Raw genomic sequence first — 25,112 nt, forward strand, 5'->3', positions numbered from 1 at the left:
AGTTGTTTGGTTTAATTGTTGCTGTTGCGCGATGGAGAATAACGCAGGGGTGCAAATCCCTAGAATTAAAAAAAAATCAGTGTCGCAAAAAGCTGACACCGCCTCACGAGCCCTTATGACACGGGCTATTGAGCGATTCTTCCTGATAACGAAATATTGGATTGTTGACTCTGCATTATTGTCGTTTCTGATACAAGTGGCGAAATGTGCAACCTCGCGAGATGGCGAATCAGGGTAAACAGGGTGCAACTAGGGGTGTGCCCTGGTTGCGCCTGGAGTGCGCGAAGTATTACCGGTCGAACGCCCGACTGACGTGGGTGCCGGGCGCGGGCGGGAGGTGCGGCAGCGGCGTTCAGCCCTTGCGGCGGCCGACGGTGTGACGGCGTCCGGTGGCGGCGGTCATGGCGATCGCGGCGCTCGCCACGATCAGGACCGAACTCCACGGGTGGCGTTTGACGTAGCGGTCGGCGGCCGCAACCGTGCGGCCCGCCTGGACCAGCGTCAAAGCGGCGGCGTAGGTGGCGCTGTCTTCGAGACGCACGACCGAGCGTCGGATCTGCAGGCCGCCGCCGTGCCGGCGCGCGAATGCGCCGCCCGCCGACCGGGCCTTGCCGATCGCGCGCAGCGGGGCGTCGGCGGCGCGCGGAGGCACGCCCGGCTGCACGCTGGCGGCGATGGCCGCGGCATAAGGCGGTGCGGCGCCGATGGCGCCGGGGGCCGGTTCGGCGGTTGCTCCACGGGCTGCACCATGGCCTGCGCGAGTCGCGCCGTTGCCGCCGTTCGCACTGGTCGCACCATCCGCACCATTCGCACCGTTCCCCGCCGCATCCGCGCCGCTGCCCGCCGCGATGGCTTTCGCCATCTGCGCGCCCGCCGCCGCTTCGCGCATCGGCGCAATGGTGGACGCGGCCAGTACCGAAGCCAGCTTGGCGCGGCTGCCCGGCGGCGTTTCCTCCAGCATTCCCCACGCGCCGCGCGGATCGTGCAGACGGCCGCGCGCGGCGGAAAACTCCGCGCCGAGCAGCAGCACCGCCGCCGAGAAATACAGCCACATCAGCAGCACGGCCAGCGACCCGGCCGCGCCGAACGCCGTGGCCATGCCGGCGTGCGCCAGATAAAGCGCGAACAGCTTCTTGCCGACCGAAAACAGCACGGCCGCGACGATGCCGCCGACCAGCGCGTCGCGCCACTGCACGGGCGCATCGGGCAGAAATTTCATCAGCCCCGCGAACGCGACCGCGAGCACCAGCAGCCCGACCACGAGCTGGATGATGTTGCCGATGATCAGATAGGTCGATTCGCCCATCAGCCACTGGCCGACGAAGGTGATGGCCGCGTCGAGCACCAGCGAAACAATCAGGAGAAAGGCGACGCCCAGCACGAGGCCGAACGAGATCAGCCGCACGCGCACGAGCGCGAAGACCGACGACGAGCGCGGCCCTTCGAGCGGCCAAACAATATTGAGTGCGGAATTGAGCGACGAAAACGTTGCGGAAGCGCCGACCGCGAGCATCGCCAGCGAGATCACGGCGGCGACGCCGCCCGCGCTGCCCGCGCGATGGGCGTTCTGCACGATGGTGGTGATGGCGGCGGCGGCGTCGTTGCCGAGCACGTTGTGAACCTGGCGGAACAACTCGCCGCGCGCCGCGTCGGCGCCGAAAAACCAGCCCGCCACGGCGATCACCATGACCAGCGTCGGCGCGAGCGAAAACGCGGAATAGAAGGCAATGCTGGCGGCGAGCGACGGGCAGCGGTTGGCGATGAACTGGCGGCAGGCGCCTACCGCCCACGACGCTTCTTTGCGCGCGGCCGATTCGAGCCGTTCGGAGGAAATAGTTGCCATGATCGACGTCCCGCGGTTCGGCGTGAAAACAGGGTGATGCGGTTGCGGCTCGCTGCTGGTTCGTGCTGGTTCGTGCTGTTTCGAAATGCTGCGTCGTGCTGGTCGACGTGCTGCGTTGCAGCCGGTCGCGGCGCGCGCAACCGATCCCGCAGGCATGGAGCAGATCGCGTTTCGCTTCAAGTCCCGAAGCGCCCCGAAGCCCGGCGGCCCCACGCGTGAGTCACACGAAGTTAGTCACACGAATATAGCAAGCGCAATACCCGGGCGCGCTGGATCTGCGCGGTGCATCTCGCGCGATCCGGCGCCCAAAACGTCTTATACTGAAACGACCCACAACCAGAAAGCCGAGGACGCAATCATGTTGCAGATGTCCCGGCGTCAGTTCCTCAAGGTCACGGCTACGTCGCTGGCAGGATCCAGCCTCGCGTTGATGGGCTTCGCGCCCGCCGACGCGCTTGCCGAAGTCCGACAATACAAACTGGCGCGTACCACTGAAACCCGCAATACCTGCCCGTACTGCTCGGTGGGTTGCGGCATCCTCATGTACGGTCTCGGCGACGGCGCGAAGAACGCCACGGCGAGCATCATCCACATCGAGGGCGATCCCGATCATCCGGTCAACCGCGGCACGCTCTGCCCGAAGGGCGCGAGCCTGATCGACTTCATTCACAGCCCGAACCGGCTCAAGTACCCGGAATACCGGGCGGCGGGGTCGAACGAGTGGAAACGCATCTCGTGGGACGAGGCGCTCGACCGCATCGCGAAGCTGCTCAAGGAAGATCGCGACGCGAACTTCGTCGAGAAAACAGCGGACGGCAAGACCGTCAACCGCTGGCTGACCACCGGCATGCTGGCCGCGTCGGCGGGCAGCAACGAAGTCGGTTACCTCACGCATAAAGTGGCCCGCTCGATGGGCCTGCTCGCATTCGACAACCAGGCGCGTGTCTGACACGGCCCGACGGTGGCAGGTCTTGCCCCGACGTTTGGCCGTGGTGCGATGACGAACCATTGGGTCGACATTCGCAATGCGGACGTGATTCTGGTGATGGGCGGCAATGCGGCCGAGGCGCACCCGTGCGGCTTCAAGTGGGTCACGGAGGCGAAGGCGCACCGCAAGGCGCGGCTCATCGTGGTGGATCCGCGCTTCACGCGCACGGCATCGGTCGCGGACTATTACGCGCCGATTCGCACCGGCACGGACATCGCTTTCCTGGGCGCCGTCATCAACTGGCTGCTCACGAACGACAAGATCCAGCACGAGTACGTGAAGAACTACACGGACTTCTCGTTCATCGTGCGCGACGATTTCGCGTTCAACGACGGCATTTATTCGGGCTACGATCCGGCGAAGCACGCGTATCCCGACAAGGCGTCGTGGAACTACGAAATCGGCGACGACGGTTTCGTGAAAACCGACGACACCCTGCAGAATCCGCGCTGCGTGTATCAGCTGCTCAAGCTGCATTACTCGCGCTATACGCCGGAGATGGTGGAGAAGGTCTGCGGCACGCCGAAGGATAAATTCCTCAAGGTGTGCGAAATGCTGGCGAGCACGGCGGTGCCGGGCCGCGCGGGCACGATCCTGTACGCGCTCGGCTGGACCCATCACTCGATCGGCGCGCAGATGATCCGCACCGGCGCGATGGTGCAATTGTTGCTCGGCAACATCGGCATCGCGGGCGGCGGCATGAACGCGCTGCGCGGGCACTCGAACATCCAGGGTCTCACCGACCTCGGGCTGATGTCGAATCTGCTCACCGGCTACATGACGCTGCCGACCGAGGGCGAACAGGACTACGACGGCTACATCAAGAAGCGCGCCTCGCAGCCCATGCGGCCCAATCAGCTCAGCTACTGGCAGCACTACGGCGCGTTCTTCGTGAGCTTCATGAAGGCGTGGTGGGGCGACAACGCGACCCAGGAAAACAACTGGGGTTACGACTGGCTGCCCAAGCTCGACAAGCCCTACGATCTCTTGCAGACCATCGAGCTGATGAATCAGGGCAAGGTCAACGGCTATATCTGCCAGGGCTTCAACGTGATCGCGTCGGCGCCCGACAAGGCCAAGACGCTGTCCGCGCTGGGCAAGCTCAAGTGGCTCGTCATCATGGACCCGCTCGCGACCGAAACGTCCGAGTTCTGGAAGAAGTACGGCGAGTTCAACGATGTCGATACGGCGTCGATCCAGACCGAGGTGTTCCGCCTGCCCACCACCTGCTTCGCGGAGGAAAACGGCTCGCTCGTCAGTTCGAGCCGCGTGCTGCAATGGCACTGGAAGGGCGCGGAGCCGCCGTTCGAGGCGAGGAGCGATCTGGAGATCATGTCGGGGCTGTTCCTGCGTATCCGCGCGGCGTATCAGAAGGACGGCGGCAAGCTGCCCGATCCGATCGTCAAGCTGAGCTGGCCGTATTCCGATCCCGCGAGCCCCACGCCCGAGGAACTCGCGAAGGAATACAACGGCAAGGCGCTCGCCGATCAGACCGACGCGAAGGACCCGACCAAGGTGCTCGTGAAGAAGGGCGATCTGCTTTCCGGCTTCGCGCAACTGAAGGACGACGGCACCACCGCGAGCGGCTGCTGGATCTTCTGCGGCGCGTGGACCCAGGCGGGCAATCAGATGGGCCGTCGCGACAACTCCGACCCGACCGGTATCGGCCAGACGCTCAACTGGGCGTGGGCGTGGCCCGCGAACCGGCGCATTCTGTATAACCGCGCCTCGTGCGATACGGCGGGCAAGCCCTTCGATCCCACGCGCAAGCTGATTGGCTGGAACGGCGCGGCGTGGACGGGCGCGGACGTGCCCGACTACAAGGTGGATGAGTCGCCCGATCTCGGCATGGGGCCGTTCATCATGAACCCCGAGGGCGTGGCGCGTTTCTTCGCGCGCGACGGCATGAACGAAGGACCGTTCCCCGAGCATTACGAACCCTTCGAGAATCCGCTCGGCTACAACCCGTTCCATCCCAACAATCCGCAGGCCACCAGCAATCCGGCGGCGCGCGTGTTCCCGGACGACCGCAAGACGTTCGGCACCGCGCAGAACTTCCCGCATGTCGCGACCACGTATCGCCTCACCGAGCATTTCCATTTCTGGACCAAGCACGCGCGGCTGAACGCCATCATCCAGCCGCAGCAATTCGTCGAGATCGGCGAGGAGCTGGCGAAGGAAGTGGGCGTGGTCGACGGCGGACGCGTCAAGGTGTCGAGCAACCGCGGCTATCTGATCGCGGTGGCCGTGGTCACCAAGCGCATCAAGGCGCTCACGATCGAGGGCAAGAAGGTGCACACCGTGGGCGTGCCGCTGCACTGGGGCTTCACGGGACTGACGAAACCCGGCTATCTGACGAATACGCTCACGCCGCCCGTCGGCGACGGCAATTCGCAGACGCCCGAGTTCAAGTCCTTCCTCGTGAAAGTGGAAAAGGCGTAAGGGGGGAACATGGCACTACAGTCACTCGACGTCAAACGCCAGTCGGCCACCACCACGCCGCCGCCGGGCGTGCGCGAGCCGGTCACGGGCACGGTCGCGAAGCTTATCGACGTCACCAAATGCATCGGCTGCAAGGCGTGTCAGACCGCATGCATGGAATGGAACGACCTGCGCGACGAAGTCGGCATCAACACCGGCGTGTACGACAATCCGCGCGACCTCACCGAGCACTCGTGGACCGTGATGCGCTTCACGGAATACGAGAACCCGGACGGCAACCTCGAATGGCTGATCCGCAAGGACGGTTGCATGCATTGCGAGGATCCGGGCTGTTTGAAGGCGTGTCCTTCGCCGGGCGCGATCGTGCAGTACACGAACGGCATCGTCGATTTTCACGAGGAAAACTGCATCGGCTGCGGCTATTGCATCACGGGCTGTCCGTTCAATATTCCGCGGCTCTCGAAGACGGAACATCGCGTGTATAAATGCACGCTCTGTTCCGACCGCGTGGCCGTGGGGCAGGAGCCCGCCTGCGTGAAGACCTGCCCGACGGGCGCGATCGTGTTCGGCACCAAGGAGGACATGAAAGTGCACGCGGCCGAGCGCATCGAGGACCTCAAGGAGCGCGGCTTCGACAAGGCCGGTCTCTACGATCCGCCGGGCGTGGGCGGCACGCACGTGATGTACGTGCTGCATCACGCCGACAAGCCGTCGCTCTATCACGGCTTGCCCGACAATCCGCGCATCAGTCCGTTCGTGCGCTTGTGGAAGGGCATGGCGAAGCCGCTCGCGCTCGCGGGCATTGCGGTCGCGGCGCTGGCGGGCTTCTTCCACTACACGCGCATCGGCCCGAACGAAACGCATGCCGAAGACGAACAGGCCGCCGTAGACGAAGCGCGGCGCATTCGCGAATCCCGCGGCGAACCTCCCGAGGAGCGCAACGATGAACGACCCTAAACCGCGTCTGATCCAGCGTTACACGGCCAACGAGCGCAGCAATCACTGGATTACGGCGATCACGTTCGTGCTGCTCGCGCTCTCCGGTCTCGCGATGTTTCATCCGGCGATGTTCTGGCTCTCCGCGCTGTTCGGCGGCGGGCAGTGGACGCGCATTCTGCATCCGTTCATCGGCGTGGTGATGTTCGTGTCGTTCATGATTCTCGTGCTGCGTTTCTGGCATCACAACTATCTGGACAAAGCCGATATTCAATGGCTCAAACAGATGGACGACGTGCTCAACAACCGCGAGGACAAGCTGCCGGAAATCGGTAAATACAATGCGGGACAGAAGCTGTTATTCTTCACGCTGGTGGTTTGCCTCGTGCTGCTGCTCGTGAGCGGCATCGTGATCTGGCGTCGCTATTTCTCGTTCTATTTCCCGATCACGGTGATCCGCGTGGCCTCCGTCGTGCATGCGGCCGCGGCCTTCGTGCTGATCGTCTCCATCGTCGTGCATATCTATGCGGCGCTCTGGGTGAAGGGATCGATCGGCGCCATGACGCGCGGTTATGTGACGTGGGGCTGGGCGCGCAAGCATCATCCGCGCTGGTTCCGCGAGAGCATCAAATAAGGCTCGCGTGCGCTCACGCCTTGCGCGTGGCGCGCGCCGCCGGCAAGCCGCCCGCCTGCGAAGGCGCGGCGGCTTTTTGTTTGTCGGAGCAGGTGTGGGAGAAGACTCGCCGTGACGCAACGCATACTCGACCCTGAGCAGATTCAGACTCAAGATCCTTCCGCGATTCCGCGCATTCGTCTGCCCGAACGCGCCACGCTGTTCAAGGAACGCGCGGCGCGGCTGCGCAAGCTCGCGGACCACAATCCCATCGGCGGCTATGTGCGGTTGATGGCGGCGCTCGTCGACGCGCAGCAGCAGGCGCTCGACCCTCTCGACGCGCGTATGCCCGAGCGCGAGGCCATCGAGCACGCGCAACGCCATTCGATGCCGATCCTGCCTGCGCTCGGCGGCGAACGCGATCCGCAATGGCGCGAGGTGCTGCGCCGTCTCGCCGACCGCGTGGAAGCCGCGGGCGCGGTGACGCCCGCGCTCGCGAAAGTGCTCGATGCGTTGCGTGCGATGAGCGACGCGCAACTCGACGCGCAAGCCGACGCATTGCTCGCGCAGCGTCATAGCGAAGTGTCGCCGGCCACCGCGCCGTTCATCATGGCCGCGCTGCAAGTGGTGTGGACCGATCTCGCGAGCCGCCTGAACGCGCGCGACGTGCCCTATGTCGATGCGCCCGGCGTGTGCCCGGTGTGCGGCACGCCGCCGGTCGCGAGCATCGTGCGCGTGGGCGGCGCGTTGCAGGGTTATCGCTTCACGCAATGCAGCCTGTGCGCGACCGAGCATCACGTGGTGCGCGTCAAATGCACGAATTGCGATTCGACCAAGGGCATCGCGTATCACGGCATCGAAGGCGGCAACGGCGCGCTGAAGGCCGAATCGTGCGACGAATGCCATACGTATCGCAAGATCGGCTATCAGGAGAAGGATCTCGACTTCGAACCGCTCGCCGACGATCTCGCGAGCCTCACGCTCGACTTGCTGATGAGCGAAGCCGGATACAGGCGCGCGAGCGCGAATCCGCTGCTGTATCCCGAAGCGCCTGCCGATCAATGACGCGAACCCCGCCCATGAGCGAAACGGATCTGCAACACGGCGCGTCACCGGCTGAATCCGATGCGCGAGCGCTCAACGCGATGCTCGCGCAGATGCCCGCGGTGGAACGCGTGATCGCGTCTGAAAACGCGCAGCCGCTGATTACCGAATACGGCCGCACGCAGGTGCTCGCGGCGATCCGCGCGACGCTCGACGGCTGGCGGCGCGAGGCGCAGGCGGGCACGTTGAAGTTCGACGTGAACGCGAACGAAGGTGCAGGCGCCGCGCCGTTCTCCATTGCCCGCGTGATCGAAGCCACATCGACCACCTTGCAGGCGCGCGCGCAAAGCGCGTTGCGCGCCGTGTTCAATCTCACCGGCACCGTGCTGCACACGAATCTCGGCCGCGCGCTGCTGCCCGACGAAGCGGTGCGCGCCGTGGTGCAAGCGCTCACGCAGCCCGCGAACCTCGAATTCGATCTCGCCACCGGCAAGCGCGGCGACCGCGACGATCTGATCGACGAACTCATCTGCGAACTCACGGGCGCGGAGGCGGCGACCGTCGTCAACAACAATGCGGCGGCGGTGCTGCTGTCGCTTTCGGCGCTGGCCGCGCGCAAGGACGTGATCGTGTCGCGCGGCGAACTCGTGGAGATTGGCGGAGCGTTTCGCATTCCTGACATCATGAGCCGCGCGGGCGCGCGTCTGCGCGAAGTCGGCACGACCAATCGCACGCATCTGAAAGACTACGAGGCCGCGATCAGCGACCGCACGGCGCTGCTGATGAAAGTTCATTGCAGCAACTACGCGATCAGCGGCTTCACGAAGACCGTCGAACTCGACGAACTCGCGCCGCTCGCGCGCCAGCATGGCTTGCCGGTGGCGGTCGATCTCGGCAGCGGCACGCTCGCGGATCTGACGCAATGGGGCCTGCCCGCCGAACCCACGGTGCGCGAGACCGTGGAAGCGGGCGCGGACCTCGTGACCTTCAGCGGCGACAAGCTGCTCGGCGGACCGCAGGCCGGGTTGATCGTCGGGCGCAAGGAACTGATCGCGAAGATCAAGAAGCATCCGCTCAAGCGCGCGCTGCGCGTGGGCAAGCTCACGCTCGCCGCGCTCGAACCCGTGCTGCGGCTCTATCGCGCGCCCGAACTGCTGCGCGAACGGCTCACCACGCTGCGTCTGCTCACGCGTCCCGCGCAGGAGATGCACGACGCGGCCACGCGCGCATTGCCCGCCTTGCAACGCGCGCTCGGCGACGCGTACACGGCGGGCATCGAGCCGATGTTCAGCCAGATCGGCAGCGGCGCGCTGCCCGTCGATCTGCTGCCGAGCAGCGGCCTCGTGATCCGCCACGCGGGGAAGGGTGGCAGCGGACGCGCGTTGCTCAAGCTGGAGCGCGCGTTGCGCGCGCTGCCGCGTCCCGTGATCGGCCGCATCGCCGACGATGCCTTGCGTCTCGATCTGCGTTGCGTCGAAGGCGCGGACGAAGCCGCGTTCGTCGCGCAATTCGCGGAGCTGCGCCTGTGATCGTCGGCACGGCGGGGCATATCGATCACGGCAAGACCACGCTCGTGCGCGCGCTGACCGGCGTCGATACCGACCGCCTCAAGGAAGAGAAAGCGCGCGGCATTTCCATCGAACTCGGCTATGCGTACACGCCGCTCGCGAACGGCGACGTGCTCGGTTTCATCGACGTGCCGGGCCACGAAAAGCTCGTGCATACGATGGCGGCGGGCGCGTGCGGCATCGACTTCGCGTTGCTCGTGATTGCCGCCGACGACGGCGTGATGCCGCAAACGCGCGAGCATCTGGCGATTCTGCAATTGCTGGGCGTCACGCAAGGCGCGATCGCGCTGACGAAGACCGATCGCGTGGATGCCGCGCGGCTCGCGCAAGTGCGCGCGGAAATCGATGCGTGGCTCGCGCCGGGCGCATTGGCGGGCGCGCCTTGCTTCGAAACGAACGCGACGGAAAACGGCGATGCAGGTGTCGCGCAACTCGACGCGTTCTTGCGCGAGCGCGCGACCGCGTGGCAGGCGCGTCGCGACGACGGCCTGTTCCGGCTCGCCGTCGACCGCGTGTTCACGTTGACGGGACAAGGCACGGTCGTGACCGGCACGGTGTTCGCGGGCCGCGTGCAGACCAACGACGCGATGCTGCTCGCGCCAGCGGGCGAAACGGTGCGCGTGCGCAGCATCCACGCGCAAAACCGCGCCGCCGAAACCGGACGCGCGGGCGAGCGCTGCGCGCTCAATCTCGCGGGCATCGACAAGGCGCAGATCGCGCGTGGCGACTGGATCGTCGACGCGCGGCTCGCGCAAACCGCGACGCGTCTCGACGTCGAACTGCATCTGCTCGCCGATGCGGGCATCACGCTCACGCACTGGTCGCCGCTGCACGTGCATCTGGGCACGACACATCGCGTCGCCAACGTCGCGCTGATCGACGGCGATACGCTGGGCGCGGGCGACACGGCGCGCGTGCAGCTCGTATTCGACGCGCCGCTGCATGCGCTCCCGGGCGACCGCTTCATCGTGCGCAATGCGCAGGCGAGCCGGACGGTGGGCGGCGGGCGCGTGCTCGATCCGTTCGGTCCGGCGCGGCGCAGACGCACACCGGAGCGGCGCGCGTGGCTCGATGCGTTGCGCGTGTGGCTCGATGAAGGACGCGTCGATGCGCTGATCGGCGAAGCGCCGCGCGGGCTCGCGCTCGCGACGCTCATGCAGTTGACGGGGCAGGCCGCCGATGCGCTGGCGTTACCCGCCGACGCGGTGACGATCGCGCCGCAAGGCCGCGCCGAGGAATCGGTCGTGCTCGCGCGCGATCACTGGACGCGACTCGCGGCACGCATCGTCGAGGTGCTGGGCGATTTTCATGCGCGCTCGCCCGACGAGCAGGGCCCGGACGCCGCGCGCTTGCGGCGCATGGCGGCGCCGCTCGCGAGCGATACGGTCTGGCGCGCGGCGGTGGATGCGCTCGTCGACGAAGGACGGATTGCGCGAAGCGGACCGTGGCTGCATTTGCCGTCGCATGCGGTGACGCTCGATGCGCAGGAGGAAGCGCTGGCCGCGCGGCTCATGCCGTTGATTGCGCAGGGACGCTATGATCCGCCGTGGGTGCGCGATCTGGCGAGAGAAACGCAGGAATCCGAAGAAAAGGTGCGTGCGTTGTTGCGCAAGCTTGCGCGGCTGGGCAGGCTTTATCAGATCGTGCGCGATCTGTTTTACGATCAGGACGTGGTGCACGAGCTTGCGCGTCTGGTGGCGAAACTTGCGCAGGAGCAGGGCGCGGGTGTGGGCGCGGCGGCGTTTCGCGATGCGTCGGGTCTCGGGAGAAAACGCGCGATCCAGATTCTGGAGTTCTTCGACCGCGTTGGATATACTCGTTTCCAGCGTGAACGGCATCTGCTAAGACCCGATAGCCGGATGCGTGAATGGCTGTGAAAGGGTGGTGACGTTTAGCGTTTTTTGAAGGAAGGCAATCGCATCGGGTGGTGCGGCTGGGCTTCAAACCCAGTTGGGGACGTCAGCCGTTCCTGGGACAGTTCGACTCTGTCTGCTTTCCGCCAGTTTTTTTCGCCGATGGTTCGGCGTTGTTGTTCTTCTTCTTCTTCGTTGTTTGTTGTTGCCAGTAAGACCAGGCAGCGCAGGCGAATGACGCTGCCCCTGGTCCTCTAGACTTCCGTGTGGGCAATGCGCGCTTACCGACGCAAGCCCAGGCCGCTCGCCTCCGTGCGGAAGACCGCCACTGCATCCTTGAGCACCCGCGTCTGATCTTCGAGAGACAGCGCGGCCGCCGATGCTTCCTCGACCAGCGCGGCGTTCTGCTGCGTGACCTGATCCATTTGCGCCACCGAGCGGCTGACCTGCTCGATTCCCGTCGATTGCTCGGTCGAAGCCGCGGAAATTTCGCCCATCAGATCGTTGACCTTGTTCACCGAGGCGAGGATTTCGGCCATCACGCCGCTTGCCTTCTCGACCTGTAGCGCGCCCGATTCCACGCGTGCGAGCGAGTCGGTGATGCGCTCCTTGATCTCCTTCGCTGCGCTCGCGCTGCGTTGCGCGAGCGAGCGCACCTCGCTCGCCACCACGGCAAAGCCGCGTCCTTCTTCGCCCGCGCGCGCCGCTTCGACGGCAGCGTTCAGCGAGAGAATATTGGTCTGAAAGGCGATGCCCTCGATCACGTTCGTGATGTCGGAAATCTTGCCGGAAAGCTCGGAAAGCCCGCGCATGGTCGCGACGACATCCTTCGACGCGTGATGACCTTGCTGGGTCAATTCCGCCGTGCTCGTGACGAGCTGCGTGGCCTGCTTCGCGTTTTCGGCGTTCTGCCTGACCGTGCTCGTGAGTTGCTCCATCGACGAAGCCGTTTGCTGCAATGCCGCCGCCTGTTCCTCGGTGCGCTGCGAGAGGTCGGTATTGCCGCTCGCCATTTCGTGAACGGCCGTCACGATGACTTCGCTGCCGCCCTGCACCGCACGGACGATACCGGCAAGGCTGCTCCGCATTGCCTCCATCGCCGCGAACAACCGGCCGATTTCGTTCGACGACTCGCGCGCGATTTTAATGGTGAGATCGCCGCGCGCCACGTGCTCCACCACGTCAACCGCTTCCTTGAGCGGCCTGACGATCATGCGGTCAAGCGCAACATAAACGAGGATGATCAGGACGATTGACAAGGCCAGCAAGCCGATCGCAACGCCAATCAGCAGCGAACGTGTATGCGCTTTTTGTTCTTGCAGCATTTTCGTCTGTTGAGCGGCGACCGCGAAAAACGCGTCGCTGCTCTTGCCGAACGCCATGCTGGTCTGCGTCATCGGACCTTCGTTGGTTTCGGCGTAGGCCTTCGTGTCGTTGTTCGCGATGGCGGCGAACAGACCGTCGATGGCACCCGAGTGCGCGCGGAATGCTCCGCCTACGGTCTCAGCCGTCCCGCGCAAGTCGTCATTGTCTTTCGGAATCCTTTCGAAATCGCTATTGGACGCTTTGGCAAGATCGAAGAAGCGCTGGGCGTCCTGCACGGCAGCGTCTTTGGCCGACGGATTCGCCGAGATGGCGATAAAAGCACGGGCCAGCGCGCTCCGCGCCTTCAGGTTGTTGATATAGACGTCTTTGAGATCGAGAACCTGCGCATTCAGCGTGGAAATTCGCCCGGAGAGGGCATTGTTCTCGTTGAGCGAGGCGATACCTAGCAAGGCCATTAGCAGAACGAGCACGCCAAACAGTCCCAACACCGCAATGAACCCCGTTCTCACGGGGAGGTCTTTCAGTTTCATCATTTTCCTTTTTATTTATTACACAGCGTGTCCGCTGGCACCATGTCTCGCGCAGGTGTTCCCGCGGCTTGGTTCGCCTGTGAAATAACGGCCGGTATGGGGAATTACTTAAGGGTTTTCCTGTGCGTGAGCGCCGTGATGCAAAGCGAGGGGGTAGAGCCGAGAGAAGGGCTGCACGCTTTCCGATGAGTTTTCGCGAACGCAGGCATCGGAATATGTCACTTGTCGCCCCATTTGTGGCTACTTAGGATCAGTTCGACTAGTCGCGGTGGGAGCGCTCGGCACAGCCGACGCGGGCCCGGTCTTCACTCTCTCGTCGGATGCCCAGCATGATCGACCCCAATAAAAGCAGACGCGCCAGCTTCGCGGTATTCGCGCTGCTCTATCTCGGCTACTGCATTTCGTATATCGATCGCTCGGCGATTGCCTTGTCGCTGGTGGCGATTGGTAAGGAGTTTCACGTTGGCGCGGCGGCGCTCGGCGTGGTCATGAGCACCTTCTACATCAGCTACGCCGCCATGCAGATTCCGGGCGGCTGGATTGCGGACCGCTGGGGTAGCAAGAAAGTCATCGTCGTTTCGGTGGCGTTCTGGTCCCTGTTTACGCTGATGACCGGCCTCGCCTGGTCGCTGGCCTCGCTGATCGCGATCCGCTTTATCTTCGGTCTCGGCGAAGGCGGTTATCCCGGCGCGGCGGTTAAAGGCGTAACCGAATCGTGCGCGCGCGCCGATCGTCCGAAGATGTCCGCTTTCCTAATGTCGTCGAATTACGTGGGCAGCTTTATTGCGCCGCTCGCCATCGCGCCCCTGATTCTGCTGCTGGGCTGGCGTCATGCGTTTGTCGTGGCCGGCTGCGCCGGTCTGGTGTTCGCGCTCTTTTATCTGTTCGCGGTAAAGGACACCCATCAAAAGCGCGATTCGACGGGCCGCTCTACGCGCATCGACGGCGCCGCTACGCGCGCGCTCCTCAAAATGCCGCTGATGTGGAAAATCCTGCTGACGTGGTTCGGTATGGGCATCGTCAACAAGGGACTCGATGCCTGGATGCCCGCGTATCTGCTGACCGAGCGCCATCTCGATCTCAAGGCGGTCGGGATGCTCACGCCGTTGCCGTTCGTGGCGGCGAGCATTTCGACGGCGCTGGGCGGCTGGATTCTCACGCGCTGGTTCGATGGCCGCGAGAAATGGTTGATGGCGGCGTGCTGCGCAATTTCCGGCTTCTTTCTCTATGAAATGTATACGGCTGAAACGGTGACGGGCGTCATCGCGTTTCAATCGATCGTCTACTTCTTCAAGTCGTTCGTATTCGCTGGCGTATTTGCGCTGCCGGCTAAATTCCTGCCGCAAAAACTTATCGGCACGGGCGCGGGTATGGTGAATTTCGGCGGACAGGTCGCGGGATTCGTTGCGCCCGCGGTGATTGGTTTGCTGGTCTCCGTCACCGGCAATTACAACGCCGTGTTTGGTTTCCTGATCGTGGCGACGGCCTTCGCGCTCGTGACCAGTCTGTCGATCCGCCTCTCGCCCGAAGCCGATGCACGGCTGGGAGTGCCTGAGGAGGCGTGATCGTATCGATCGCATCGGCGGACAATGAGGCGCTATGATGGAACATTCCGCGTATTCCCATCGATCCATCATGAGCGCCCGTATTCTTCAGGAAGCCGCTGTTCGCTACTTCCTCGAAGTGGTCAACACCGGTTCCGTTGCCGATGCTGCCAGTCGTCTTAACGTCGTGCCGTCGGCGGTGAGTCGCCAGATTGCGCGGCTCGAAAGCGAACTCGGTACGCCGCTTTTCGTGCGGCAGTCGCGCGGCATGGTGCCGAGCAAGGCGGGCGAAATGCTTGCCGCCTATGCGCGCCGCTCGCAACTGGACGCCGAGCAGATTTCGCTGGAAATCGACGCATTGCGCGGCGAAGCCGAACGCACGATCCATATTGCCTGCACGGAAGGTTTCTCCGCTGCGTTTTTGCCGCGCGCGATGGCGGAGTTTCGCCGCACGGTTGCGCCTGCCTCGTTTGAAGTCGTCGTCGATACGGCGGCAGGCGTCACGCAGCGCGTGCGCGAAGCGGAATGTGATATTGGCCTCACATTCAGTTTCGGGCCTGAAAAGGATATTCACGTGGCGTTCTCCGCGCCTTCGCCCATCTTCGCGATCGTGGCGGCGTCGCATCCGCTTGCGCAATCGGCGCAGGTGTCGTTCCGTGAATTGCTGGCCTATCCGCTCGCCTTGCCGGGCGTTCATTCGACGCTGCACAAGCTGATCGATATCTATTGCAGTCGCGAAGGCGTGGCGTGCAAAAGCGTGCTGAGCAGCGCGACGCTCGAAACGCTGTTGGGTTTTACGATCGCCAGCGACGCCGTCACTTTCAGCGGAGAGTTGTTTGTGCGCCCGCGCGTCGCGAGCGGCGAACTGGTTGCGCTGCCGGTGCCGGAACTCACGACGAGCGAGCGCACGGTGGAAATACAGACGCTCGCGCGGCGCGCGTTGCCGCCGCTGCTGCAATCGTTTATCGAACGCTTGAGCGGTGAACTGTCGCCGCATGTCGATTGAAAATAGCGTTGACCAAAAGTGAATTGACCTTTCGATAATCATCACTAGCGGCCGTATTTGTCGTCGTCTACATTGGGCGAACTCTTGCTTGTCGCTAAATGGACTGTCCGATGAACGATCGCCACGAACTCACCCGTCATAGCGCCGTCGCACTGCGTACGCTGTTGCAGACGCGCGAAATTTCCGCCGTCGAATTGCTCGAAGCCTGTATTGCGCGTATCGAAACGCTGAATCCCTTTGTGAACGCCATCACGGCCACGAGCTTCGAGCGCGCGCGTATCGAAGCCCGCGCGGCCGATGCGGCACTCGCACGCGGCGACGCCATCGGCGCCTTGCACGGCTTGCCTATCGGCATCAAGGATCTCGAAGAGACCGAAGGCATTCTCACCACGTATGGCTCGCCGATCTATCGCGCGAACGTGCCCGCGCAGGACAACACGCTGGTGCGCCGCCTGCGTGCAGCGGGGGCGATTGTCGTCGGCAAGACCAACGTGCCGGAAATGGGTGCGGGCGCAAACAGTTTTAATCCGGTCTGGGGCGCGACGGGCAATCCATTCGATCCGCGTCTGAATGCGGGGGGCTCGTCGGGCGGTTCGGCGGCCGCGCTCGCGCTCGATATGGTCCCGCTCGCCAGCGGCTCGGATACGGGCGGCTCGTTGCGCATTCCCGCCGCGAAATGCGGCGTGGTGGGCTTGCGTACCTCGCCGGGACTCGTGCCGAGCGATCGCAAGCCGCTGGGCTGGACGCCGATTGCGGTGGTCGGCCCGATGGGCCGTAACGTCGAAGACACCTGGCTGCAACTCGCGGCGACAGTCGGTCAATCGGGCAGCGATCCGCTGGGCTATCCGTTCGCGATGAACCCGACGATGGACGGCCGCGCGCTCACCGACGTGTCGAAACTGCGCATCGGTTATACGGAGGATTTCGGCGTTTGCGAAGTCGACAACGATATTCGCGCCGTGTTTCGCCGCAAGATCGAATTGCTGCGTCGCGAGGTGGCGGTATGCGAGCCGATCGAAGTCGATTTCGACGGTGCGCATCGCTGCTTCGACGTGCTGCGCGCCGAAGCCTTTGTCGCGGGCCTGCAAAAAGCCTATGAAGCCGATCCCAATTCGCTCGGCCCGAATCCGCGTGCGAATTATGAAATGGGTATTGGTCTGGGACTCGCGGATTGCGTGCGTGCGCATGGCGATCAGACGCGCCTGTTCCGCCGTTTCCAGACGCTGTTCGATCGTTACGATGTGATTCTTTCGCCGACCACGCCGGTTTCGCCATTCCCGTGGACGCAGCCGTATCTGAAATCGGTGAATGGTGTCGAGCTGGAGAATTACTATCGTTGGCTCTCGCTCACGTATGTGGTGACGCTCGCGACCAATCCGGCCTTGTCGCTGCCGTGCGGTGTCGATCATCGCGGCATGCCGTTCGGTTTGCAGATGATCGGCGCATTTCGCGGCGATCTCGCGCTGCTCGATGCCGCGCGTGCCTTTGAAACGCTGTTTGAAACTTCTGAAGAATTGCGGCGTCCGATTCCCGATGCCGCGAAACTGCGCGCATCGAATGTCGACCTGAAGTCCATCGTCACGCATCCGCCCGTGCTCGATGCTGTCGCGTCTTCCAATAACTCTGCTTCCGCTGTTTGAATTCACCATGATCGAATCGATTTACGGCAAGCCGCTCGATGCCTGGCTGCACGATTACCCGCTCCTGCGCGACCTCATGGCGCTCAAACCGGTCGAGTGGTTCAATCCGGCCGTGGCGCCGCTCGCTGAAGCGATTCACGATATTCCGCTCGATGCCGCCGATATCGCCGATGCGAGCGCGCGTCTTCAGCGTTTCGCGCCGTTGCTCGCCGAAGCCTTCGACGATGTGCGAGAGGCGGGCGGCATGATCGAATCGCCGTTGACCGAAGTGCCTGCGTTCGCGCGGGTAGTGAGCCAGCGCTACGACGTGGAAGCGCCTGCGCGTCTGCTGCTCAAACAGGACAGCCATCTGCCGATTTCCGGCTCGATCAAGGCGCGTGGCGGCATTTATGAAGTGCTCTTTCATGCCGAGCAACTCGCCATCCGTCACGGTCTGCTCAAGGAAGACGACGATTACCGCGTGCTCGCGAGCGACGCTTGCCGTGCGCTGTTTCGCCTGCACAGCATCGCGGTGGGATCGACGGGTAATCTCGGGATGTCGATCGGCATCGCCAGCGCGACGCTCGGCTTTACGACGACCGTGCATATGTCCGCCGATGCGCGCCAGTGGAAGAAGGACCGCTTGCGCGCGCATGGCGTCACGGTGGTGGAATACGCGGGCGATTATGGCGAGGCGATCGAAAGCGGGCGGCGTCTCGCGGAAAACGATCCGATGTGCCATTTCGTCGACGATGAAAACTCGACGACGCTGTTCCTCGGTTATGCCGTTGCGGGCGAGCGTTTGAAGCGTCAGTTCGAGGCCGCAAAGGTGCGCGTGGACGCGGCGCATCCGCTCTTTGTGTATCTGCCGTGCGGCGTCGGCGGCGGTCCTGGCGGCGTGGCGTTCGGCCTGAAACTCGCTTTCGGCGATGCGGTGCATTGCATCTTTGCAGAGCCGACGCATTCGCCGTGTATGTTGATGGGCGTGCTCACGGGCCTGCATGAAAAGCTCGCGGTGCAGGACTTCGGCATCGACAACGTGACGGCCGCCGATGGTCTTGCGGTGGGGCGTCCGTCCGGTTTCGTGGGTCGCGCGATGCAGCGCATGATCGACGGCTATTACACGGTCGATGATCGCGAACTCTATGCGCTGCTCGCGTTGATGGCGCAAACGCAGGATATCCGTCTGGAGCCGTCCGCACTGGCGGGCGCGCCGGGTTTCGCGCGCGTGTCGAAGGCGCCGCAGGACTATCGCACGCGCATGCATCTCGACGATGCAACCATGCGCAATGCGACGCATGTGATCTGGGCAACCGGCGGCGGCATGGTGCCGCAAGCGGAGATGAGCGCGTATCTCGAAGCGGGCCAGAAAGCGGTTGCCGGGACTTGAGCAACGCAAAATAGAAACTGCGCTCCGGGTTGGTGGGCGCTACGGCTTCCCGCAGAGGTTTGCCGTAACGACCGCGCCACCAATCCGGGGCGATCACGGTGATGGCCGCATGAATCACCATCGCCATCGCGCGATATACACCCCTCTCCAGCCGTAGCAACAGGCCGCGAGCACGGCCTTTTTTCTCGCTCAGGAATGCCGCCTGATGCAAGGCATTTCACCCATCGGCGCGAGGCGCATTTAAGCCGCCTGCCTGATCACCGCGTTCGCGCGACAGCGCCCGACGCGAACACCTCTCCGCCTCACAGCGTACCGCCCGCGCCGGGTTGAATTCGACAGAATCGAATGGTGCTGTCGACACAATCTGATTGTGCCGAAACCGAATGAGCGGAATCATTCGACAACTACTAAAGCTGCGGAACGCGATCGGACGGCCATGCCGTCAACGGTCACGCGCTAACCGTTTCGGCGTTTGGAGACAACCTGGTGTATGCCCTGTCGACACTGCAGTCGGCCGCGCTGGCGCGCGAGCCGAGGCCCTATCACGTGTTCATTGAGCGCGGCAATTTATTCGACGTCGACCCGATGGTCATCGCGCCGATATTGCCCGTGGCGCGGCCGTCGTCCGCAGGCGCATTCGCTGCTATCCCAGTCCCCATTTTCGTCGCGGCGCGATGAACCGTGCAGCGTAAAACAGCACCTGTGTTTGTCGCGGTCAGCGATCTGACCGGCTGCACGATTGTGCTCGTTGATTCCCAATCTGTTGATTATTACGTCGCCTGAACAGTCGTTTCCCGCTGCGGGAATGACCTGATTGGCGGAGTGTGTCTATCGCTGCCAGTAGTCCGTATCAAACTGAGCGGATGCGGGGTGGGCACGCAGTCGACGAGCAAGCGGATGAATCTGGAATAGGTAGTAACGCTGAGAAACGGGATTTTCTCGATTGTGATTGCGAGCATCGTCTTTGAAAAGATGTTCGGGTTGGTCGATCGCTGGGAAAGCGCGCGGTTCAGCGTAGATGGCTCTCACAAAAAACAAGCGAAGAGGAAATCATGGACAAGACCTTGGATCTGCACGCCGAGCACCCTGATCTGCGCCGGCGCGACTTCCTGAAAAGTGCCGCACAGTTGACAGCCGCGGTTTCCGCAACCGCGCTTCCGGGCTTCAGCATGGCCCGATCGCCGGACCAAACCATCAAGATCGGGTTTATTGTCCCGCTCTCGGGTATCCGTGCGTCCTTCGGCGCATCGACTAATTTCTCCATTGATTTCGTTCGCAAGTACCTGAAGGAGGGTATTGAAATCGCTGGAAAGAAGTACGACGTCGAAATCATCGTCAAGGACAATCAGTCCAGTCCGTCGCGTTCGCTGCAGGTGGGCAACGAGTTAATTCTGAATGACAAACCGGACATCATTCTCGTGTCCGATGCAGAAGGGGCTACGGCAATCGCCAATCTTGCCGATGCGCGCGGAATCCCGCAGGTTTCGTGCGGAGGCCCCTGGCAGGGATGGGTGGCGCAGCGCCACTACGACCCCAAGAAAGGTTTCCCTTTCACGTTCCACTTCTTTTGGGGTGCTGACGAATTGGGCCGGACCTACGCATCGCTTTGGGATCATCTTCCGACCAACAAGAAGGTCGGCACGTTGTATGCCGACGATGACGGCGGCCGGGCCATGAGCGACCCGCAGCACGGCTTTCCGCCTGCCTTCAAGGCGGCGGGCTACGAGGTGATCGACACCGGGCTCTTTCAGCTGAACACGGACGACTTCTCGACTCAGATCGCCAGATTCAAGGCAGCTGGCGTCGAAATCGTCGCGGGCCACACCTTCGAAAACCATCTGGCGACCTTCTGGAACCAGGCCATGCAGGCCGGTTTCAGGCCGAAGATCTGCACCATTGCCGCGGGCCTGCTCTTTCCGACGTCGGTCAGCAATCTCGGCAGTCACGGCAACGGCATGTCGACCGAGGTCTGGTGGACGCCGACTTTCCCGTTCAAGTCTTCCCTGACTGGCCAGTCCGCGCAGCAGATTGCCGATGCCTATACGGCAGCGACCGGCAATCAATGGACACAGCCACTCGGTTACGACCATGCGCTACTGGAAGTCGGCATCGCCGCCCTGAAAGCGTCGGGCAACCCGAAGAACGCCACGGCCGTTCGAGACGCCATCGCCCGGATGACGCTGGACACGGTCGTCGGCAAGGTCGATTTCCAGCATTCGCCGCTCAAGAACATCGGTGTCACGCACATTGTGGCCGGCCAGTGGCAAAAGGCCGACGCCGGGAAGTTCAAATTCGATCTCAAGGTCGTCGGCAATTCCAGCAACCCGGCTGTGCCGCTCAGCGGAAAACTGGAGCCGCTCGCGTTCGGATAAACGGGGGCTGTTGTGAGGAAAGCGGCGTCCGCTTTGGCGGACGCCGTATCTGGTCAAACTGGCGTTGATGGGAGAGGTCGTCTTGGCGCTGCTAGAGGTCGTAAAACTGAGCAAGCGATTTGGTCAGATCGTTGTTGCGGATGACATCAATCTTGAACTCGATGTGGGCGAGTGCGTCGGCGTGATCGGCCCGAACGGGGCGGGCAAGAGTTCGCTGTTTGGAATGATTTCCGGGATTCTCAAACCGGACAGCGGCAACATCCGCCTGAATGGGGAGGACATCACTTTTCTTTCAACCAGCAAGCGGGCGCGTCTCGGCATCGGCCTGGCTTTTCAGATTCCCAAGCCGTTTGCGGGATTGACGGTGTACGAGAATGTTTTCGCGGCGGCCAGTTTCGGCGGGCAAATGTCCGCAGCGAAAGCGCGATCGAAAAGCCTCGAAGTGCTGGAGCGGACCGACCTCGCGCCTATCGGCAACGCGCTCGCCGGATCGCTCACGCTTCTGAACCGCAAGCGGCTCGAACTCGCGAAAGCGTTGGCGCTGAATGCCAGGCTCCTGATGCTCGACGAAATTGGCGCAGGGCTCACGGAGCGCGAAGTCATGCGTTTAGTCGAGACGATTGCCGGGCTGAAAAGTGAGTACGCCATTATCTGGATCGAACATATTGCCCACGCGCTGAAAGCCGTCGCCGATCGCATTGTCGTGCTTGATTTCGGAAGAAAACTGCTGGACAGCCATCCAGACGAAGTCATGAACAGCACGGTCGTCAAGAAAATCTACATGGGGCTCGGCGTTGAAGAACATCATTGAGGTGGACGCGCTCGAGGCGTTCTACGGCGACATGCAGGCGCTATTCGGTGTTTCCCTCACGCTTGCCGAAGGTGAATGCCTGGCGCTGGTGGGGGCGAATGGCGCGGGCAAATCGACTATCCTGCGTGCGCTTACCGGGTTGAACCGAAAGCTCAAGGGCCGCATCGCCTATCAGGGCAAGGACATTACGACGACGTCGGCGGAAGTGATCGCGCGTTCGGGCATTGCGATGGTGCCAGAAGGGCGCATGCTGTTCGCCTCGCTCAGCGTTGAAGAGAATCTCCTGATGGGTACGCTCACGAGACGAAGCGGGCCCTGGACGCTGGCCCGTGTCTACGAACTCTTTCCCGTTTTGCGCGAACGCGCCAGGCAGATGGCCATCACGCTCTCCGGCGGCCAGCAGCAGATGGTGGCGATCGGGCGCGCGCTGCTTTCCAATCCGCGCGTGCTGCTTTGTGACGAAATCTCCCTTGGCCTCGCGCCGGTCATCGTCGGGCAAATCTATGACTCGTTCGGCTTGATTCGCGCAGAAGGCACGGCGGTGATCGTTGTGGAGCAGGACATCAAGCGCGCCCTGGCCGTGTCGGACCGTTTGATCTGCCTGCTGAAAGGGCAGGTGACGCTCGAATTCGATGCAGCGGTGGCGGATATGGATCGACTGACGACCGCGTATTTCGGAGGGTGAGCGGATGAGTTATTTAGAAACCCTGATTAATGGCCTGTTGCTGGGTGGTTTGTACGGCGTTCTCGGCCTGGGGCTGGCACTGGTTTTTGGCGTGATGCGTGTCATCAATGTCGCGCATGGGGAGTTTATTGTCGGCGCGGCTTTCGTGGCCTTGACGGTGACGAGCCTCGTTCCCGGAATGCCTCCGCTCGTCGCCATCGTGCCCGTGGCTGCGATTGCGTTTGTCATGGGCTATGTCTTCCAGACGATTCTGCTGAACAAGGTCGTTCGCGGCGGGGACATGCTGCCGCCCATGCTGATCACTTTCGGCGTGTCGATCGTGGTGCGCAATCTCATGCTGGCCCGCTTCGGCTCGAATCCGACGGTGCTTCGAACAGGACCGATCGCGCAGGAGTCGTTTTCCGTGGCCGGGATTCATATCGGGCTGTTGCCGCTCGTCACGCTGGCGATTTCTGTTCTGCTATTCAGTGCTCTGCAATACGCGCTTGTTCGAACCGCCTTTGGACGCATGATCCGCGCAACGGCTGACAATCCCGATATCGTGAGATTGATGGGCGTGAATCCGAAACGAATTTACGCCGTCGTCATGGGCATTGCGTTCGTCATGGCATCGATTGCGGGCATCCTGCTGGCCATGCGGACTTCCTTTTCGGCGTCGTCGGGCGTCGACCGTATCCTGATCGCGTTCGAAGTCGTCGTGTTGGGCGGCTTGGGGTCGATCTGGGGGGCGCTCCTTGCTGGCGTCATGCTCGGGGTGGTGCAGTTGATGAGCTTTCAGTTCGACGCCAATTCAGGACTTCTTTACGCGCACCTGACCTTCCTTGCTTTCCTGCTCGTGCGTCCGAACGGATTGATGGGAGCAAAATCTTGAACAAGCTAGTCGTCAGATCGATTCCTTTTGTGTTGTTTGTAGCCTTCCTGGCGATTTCCCCTTTCGTGCTGGGCGACGGCGCGCTGCACCTCGCCAACGAGATGTTCATCATTATCGTTATCGCGTCGATGTGGAATTTCCTCGCCGGATATGCGGGTCTGGTATCGCTCGGTCATCAAATGTACTTCGGCGCCGGCGGATATGTCCTGTTCATGTTCGCGAACGCAACCGGCATGTCCCCTTATTTCGGTATCCCGATGGCTTTCGCGTTCGGCGCCTGCGCTGCGGCGATTATCGCCCCGGTGCTCTTTCGGTTGCGCGACGCGTATTTCGCGATCGCCAGTTGGGTGATCGCCGAGGTGGTGTCCATTGCTGTGCAGAAAACGGACGCGTTGGGCGGCATCAGCGGGGTGTCGCTGTCCGATATCTCGGTGCTCGATTTCACGCGTTTCGAATCGCAGATGTTTCTCATCGGCGGCGCCATGGTGTTGCTGACGGTGCTGGGGTTCCTGTGGCTTTTGCGCTCAAAGCCGGGTCTCGCTTTCATGTGCGTTCGCGACAATGAACTGGCCGCTCGCACCATTGGCGTCGACGTATGGCGTAACCGCTTTCTCGCTTACGTGCTGTCGGCTGCGGGCTGTGCCGCCGCCGGTGCGCTGAGTTGTTTGAGTGGACTGACTGTCCAGCCGGGCAACGCGCTTTCCGCGGATTGGACCGCGATCATGACGTTCGTGGTCGTGGTAGGCGGAATCGGGACGCTGGAAGGGCCGATTCTCGGCACGCTGATCTACTTCGCGCTCAGACAGTTGCTCACGGTTGTCCTGCCGCTTTCCGGCACCTGGTACATGGTTGCCATGGGCGGTGTCGCCGTGGCGACGATGCTTTACAGCCCGGCCGGCTTGTGGCCGATCCTTCGCGACAAACTGGGCGGGAACTGGCTCGCGATCCGTCGGGCGATGTGATGCCGGAACCCGCGCGGGTTTCGATTGCTGCAATTAACTCAATCAAGAGAGAGCAGAGATCCATCATGGAACGTGCACGCTTTAACGAGTATATCCGCCGCTTCAACGAGTGCGATGCTTCGGCCTTCGACGAGTTCATCGCGCCGAACATGAAGATGGTCAACGGAGCGCTGACGTTTACAGGGTCGGCCGGGATGCGCGAACACTACGAAAGCCGGATCTGGCCGTTCTTCGAAGAGAAGTTGAACGTGCTGCGTTTCATCAGCAATGACAATACGCTGGCAATCAGCATGTGGACGCAGTTCACCGCATTGGACAAAGCCGACACCCTGTTCGGCGCCGTCGAGAAAGGGGAGCGATTCGATTATCGCGGCCTGATCATGTACGAAATCGAAGGCGAGCGTTTCACTTCCATTACGGTTGCCTACAACAGTTTTCAAAATACGAAGCTGAACGGAGAGGTGATCGAAATCGGCATGCCGCATTAGCCGGAAGGAAGCCAGGGGGTTGTCCTCATTGGCGTCTCAGTCCCGTGAGACGCCGACCATAAAGGCGTCCAGCCGATGCAACGGGATCTGCCGCCCGTGCGCCGCTCGTGCGCTGCTCGTCAAGACGTTTCGCGCACATTCACGGCCCGCAGTCGAGTTCGAAGCATCTTCCGACACGATCAATTCTTGACTTCAGCAGGAATGGATTGTCGTGAACATTC

Annotated in this window: 19 protein-coding genes and 1 tRNA gene; 18 read left to right on the top strand and 2 right to left on the bottom strand. The window is 62.6% G+C overall.

Annotated elements, in window-relative coordinates:
* Window positions 1–352 precede the first annotated feature (352 nt).
* Window positions 353–1,843, bottom strand: a complete 1,491-nt coding sequence (locus U4Y88_RS26120) for a YihY/virulence factor BrkB family protein (protein WP_321787367.1) — start codon at window positions 1,841–1,843, stop codon at window positions 353–355.
* A 358-nt stretch (window positions 1,844–2,201) separates the two neighbouring features.
* Between U4Y88_RS26120 and fdnG the strand changes: the two genes are divergently transcribed.
* From fdnG to U4Y88_RS26155, 7 genes are all read left to right on the top strand, one after another.
* Entirely contained in the window at window positions 2,202–5,273 is a 3,072-nt protein-coding gene (fdnG, locus tag U4Y88_RS26125; protein ID WP_321787369.1) for a formate dehydrogenase-N subunit alpha, read from the top strand.
* A 9-nt stretch (window positions 5,274–5,282) separates the two neighbouring features.
* On the top strand, window positions 5,283–6,230 hold the full coding sequence (gene fdxH / locus U4Y88_RS26130) for a formate dehydrogenase subunit beta (RefSeq protein WP_321787370.1): 948 nt from the start codon (window positions 5,283–5,285) through the stop codon (window positions 6,228–6,230).
* Complete coding sequence (locus U4Y88_RS26135; protein WP_224015192.1) at window positions 6,217–6,843, top strand: formate dehydrogenase subunit gamma; 627 nt, start codon at window positions 6,217–6,219, stop codon at window positions 6,841–6,843. Before fdxH ends, U4Y88_RS26135 begins: the two co-directional genes overlap by 14 nt.
* 111 nt (window positions 6,844–6,954) lie before the next feature.
* A complete protein-coding gene (gene fdhE, locus U4Y88_RS26140) occupies window positions 6,955–7,887 on the top strand; it encodes a formate dehydrogenase accessory protein FdhE (protein ID WP_224015190.1) in 933 nt (310 codons plus the stop codon).
* Between the two features lie 80 nt (window positions 7,888–7,967).
* Window positions 7,968–9,395 carry an L-seryl-tRNA(Sec) selenium transferase gene (gene selA / locus U4Y88_RS26145; RefSeq protein WP_415774504.1) on the top strand — a complete coding sequence of 476 codons (1,428 nt, stop codon included), beginning with the start codon at window positions 7,968–7,970 and terminating at the stop codon, window positions 9,393–9,395.
* Window positions 9,392–11,311, top strand: coding sequence for a selenocysteine-specific translation elongation factor (gene selB / locus U4Y88_RS26150; protein ID WP_321787374.1), 1,920 nt, complete (start codon window positions 9,392–9,394; stop codon window positions 11,309–11,311). The genes selA and selB overlap by 4 nt, the downstream gene beginning before the upstream one ends.
* Before the next feature lie 29 nt (window positions 11,312–11,340).
* Window positions 11,341–11,436: transfer RNA gene (locus tag U4Y88_RS26155), tRNA-Sec, on the top strand.
* Window positions 11,437–11,568: 132 nt separating this feature from the next.
* On the opposite strand, the gene U4Y88_RS26160 is transcribed toward U4Y88_RS26155, so the two are convergent.
* The gene (locus U4Y88_RS26160) at window positions 11,569–13,146 is read right to left on the bottom strand and encodes a methyl-accepting chemotaxis protein (RefSeq protein ID WP_321787376.1); all 1,578 of its coding nucleotides are present in this window, start codon (window positions 13,144–13,146) and stop codon (window positions 11,569–11,571) included.
* Between the two features lie 326 nt (window positions 13,147–13,472).
* Here U4Y88_RS26160 and U4Y88_RS26165 point away from each other — a divergent pair, with 326 nt between their 5' ends.
* The 11 genes from U4Y88_RS26165 to U4Y88_RS26215 all read left to right on the top strand — a co-directional run bounded on the left by U4Y88_RS26165 (window position 13,473) and on the right by U4Y88_RS26215 (window position 24,891).
* Window positions 13,473–14,708: an MFS transporter gene (locus U4Y88_RS26165; protein ID WP_310632809.1), complete on the top strand. Its 1,236-nt coding sequence runs from the start codon at window positions 13,473–13,475 to the stop codon at window positions 14,706–14,708.
* Between the two features lie 70 nt (window positions 14,709–14,778).
* Complete coding sequence (locus tag U4Y88_RS26170) at window positions 14,779–15,693, top strand: LysR family transcriptional regulator (protein ID WP_321787378.1); 915 nt, start codon at window positions 14,779–14,781, stop codon at window positions 15,691–15,693.
* A 110-nt stretch (window positions 15,694–15,803) separates the two neighbouring features.
* A complete protein-coding gene (locus U4Y88_RS26175) occupies window positions 15,804–17,333 on the top strand; it encodes an amidase (RefSeq protein ID WP_321787380.1) in 1,530 nt (509 codons plus the stop codon).
* A 7-nt stretch (window positions 17,334–17,340) separates the two neighbouring features.
* Complete coding sequence (dsdA, locus tag U4Y88_RS26180; RefSeq protein ID WP_321787536.1) at window positions 17,341–18,702, top strand: D-serine ammonia-lyase; 1,362 nt, start codon at window positions 17,341–17,343, stop codon at window positions 18,700–18,702.
* Between the two features lie 486 nt (window positions 18,703–19,188).
* Window positions 19,189–19,380: a hypothetical protein gene (locus tag U4Y88_RS26185; RefSeq protein WP_321787382.1), complete on the top strand. Its 192-nt coding sequence runs from the start codon at window positions 19,189–19,191 to the stop codon at window positions 19,378–19,380.
* A 374-nt stretch (window positions 19,381–19,754) separates the two neighbouring features.
* Window positions 19,755–21,074: an ABC transporter substrate-binding protein gene (locus U4Y88_RS26190; protein WP_321787384.1), complete on the top strand. Its 1,320-nt coding sequence runs from the start codon at window positions 19,755–19,757 to the stop codon at window positions 21,072–21,074.
* An 82-nt stretch (window positions 21,075–21,156) separates the two neighbouring features.
* A complete protein-coding gene (locus U4Y88_RS26195; protein WP_224015171.1) occupies window positions 21,157–21,885 on the top strand; it encodes an ABC transporter ATP-binding protein in 729 nt (242 codons plus the stop codon).
* Window positions 21,869–22,570 (top strand): ABC transporter ATP-binding protein, encoded by a 702-nt coding sequence (locus U4Y88_RS26200; RefSeq protein ID WP_224015169.1) that lies wholly within the window; start codon window positions 21,869–21,871, stop codon window positions 22,568–22,570. The genes U4Y88_RS26195 and U4Y88_RS26200 overlap by 17 nt, the downstream gene beginning before the upstream one ends.
* Before the next feature lie 4 nt (window positions 22,571–22,574).
* Window positions 22,575–23,441: a branched-chain amino acid ABC transporter permease gene (locus U4Y88_RS26205; RefSeq protein WP_224015167.1), complete on the top strand. Its 867-nt coding sequence runs from the start codon at window positions 22,575–22,577 to the stop codon at window positions 23,439–23,441.
* Window positions 23,438–24,403: a branched-chain amino acid ABC transporter permease gene (locus U4Y88_RS26210; RefSeq protein ID WP_321787386.1), complete on the top strand. Its 966-nt coding sequence runs from the start codon at window positions 23,438–23,440 to the stop codon at window positions 24,401–24,403. Before U4Y88_RS26205 ends, U4Y88_RS26210 begins: the two co-directional genes overlap by 4 nt.
* A 65-nt stretch (window positions 24,404–24,468) precedes the next feature.
* Entirely contained in the window at window positions 24,469–24,891 is a 423-nt protein-coding gene (locus tag U4Y88_RS26215; RefSeq protein WP_321787388.1) for a nuclear transport factor 2 family protein, read from the top strand.
* Window positions 24,892–25,112: the final 221 nt, after the last annotated feature.

The sequence above is a fragment of the Paraburkholderia sp. J94 genome (assembly GCF_905220285.1).
Lineage (GTDB): Bacteria > Pseudomonadota > Gammaproteobacteria > Burkholderiales > Burkholderiaceae > Paraburkholderia > Paraburkholderia tropica_A.

What these genes read in the sequence shown, in the direction of transcription:
- U4Y88_RS26190 (WP_321787384.1), top strand. Translation starts at nt 19,755, where the DNA reads ATGGACAAGACCTTGGATCTGCACGCCGAGCACCCTGATCTGCGCCGG.
- U4Y88_RS26215 (WP_321787388.1), top strand. Translation starts at nt 24,469, where the DNA reads ATGGAACGTGCACGCTTTAACGAGTATATCCGCCGCTTCAACGAGTGC.
- U4Y88_RS26165 (WP_310632809.1), top strand. Translation starts at nt 13,473, where the DNA reads ATGATCGACCCCAATAAAAGCAGACGCGCCAGCTTCGCGGTATTCGCG.
- fdxH (WP_321787370.1), top strand. Translation starts at nt 5,283, where the DNA reads ATGGCACTACAGTCACTCGACGTCAAACGCCAGTCGGCCACCACCACG.
- dsdA (WP_321787536.1), top strand. Translation starts at nt 17,341, where the DNA reads ATGATCGAATCGATTTACGGCAAGCCGCTCGATGCCTGGCTGCACGAT.
- U4Y88_RS26205 (WP_224015167.1), top strand. Translation starts at nt 22,575, where the DNA reads ATGAGTTATTTAGAAACCCTGATTAATGGCCTGTTGCTGGGTGGTTTG.
- U4Y88_RS26160 (WP_321787376.1), bottom strand. Translation starts at nt 13,146, where the DNA reads ATGATGAAACTGAAAGACCTCCCCGTGAGAACGGGGTTCATTGCGGTG.
- U4Y88_RS26120 (WP_321787367.1), bottom strand. Translation starts at nt 1,843, where the DNA reads ATGGCAACTATTTCCTCCGAACGGCTCGAATCGGCCGCGCGCAAAGAA.
- selA (WP_415774504.1), top strand. Translation starts at nt 7,968, where the DNA reads ATGCTCGCGCAGATGCCCGCGGTGGAACGCGTGATCGCGTCTGAAAAC.
- U4Y88_RS26135 (WP_224015192.1), top strand. Translation starts at nt 6,217, where the DNA reads ATGAACGACCCTAAACCGCGTCTGATCCAGCGTTACACGGCCAACGAG.
- U4Y88_RS26170 (WP_321787378.1), top strand. Translation starts at nt 14,779, where the DNA reads ATGAGCGCCCGTATTCTTCAGGAAGCCGCTGTTCGCTACTTCCTCGAA.
- U4Y88_RS26175 (WP_321787380.1), top strand. Translation starts at nt 15,804, where the DNA reads ATGAACGATCGCCACGAACTCACCCGTCATAGCGCCGTCGCACTGCGT.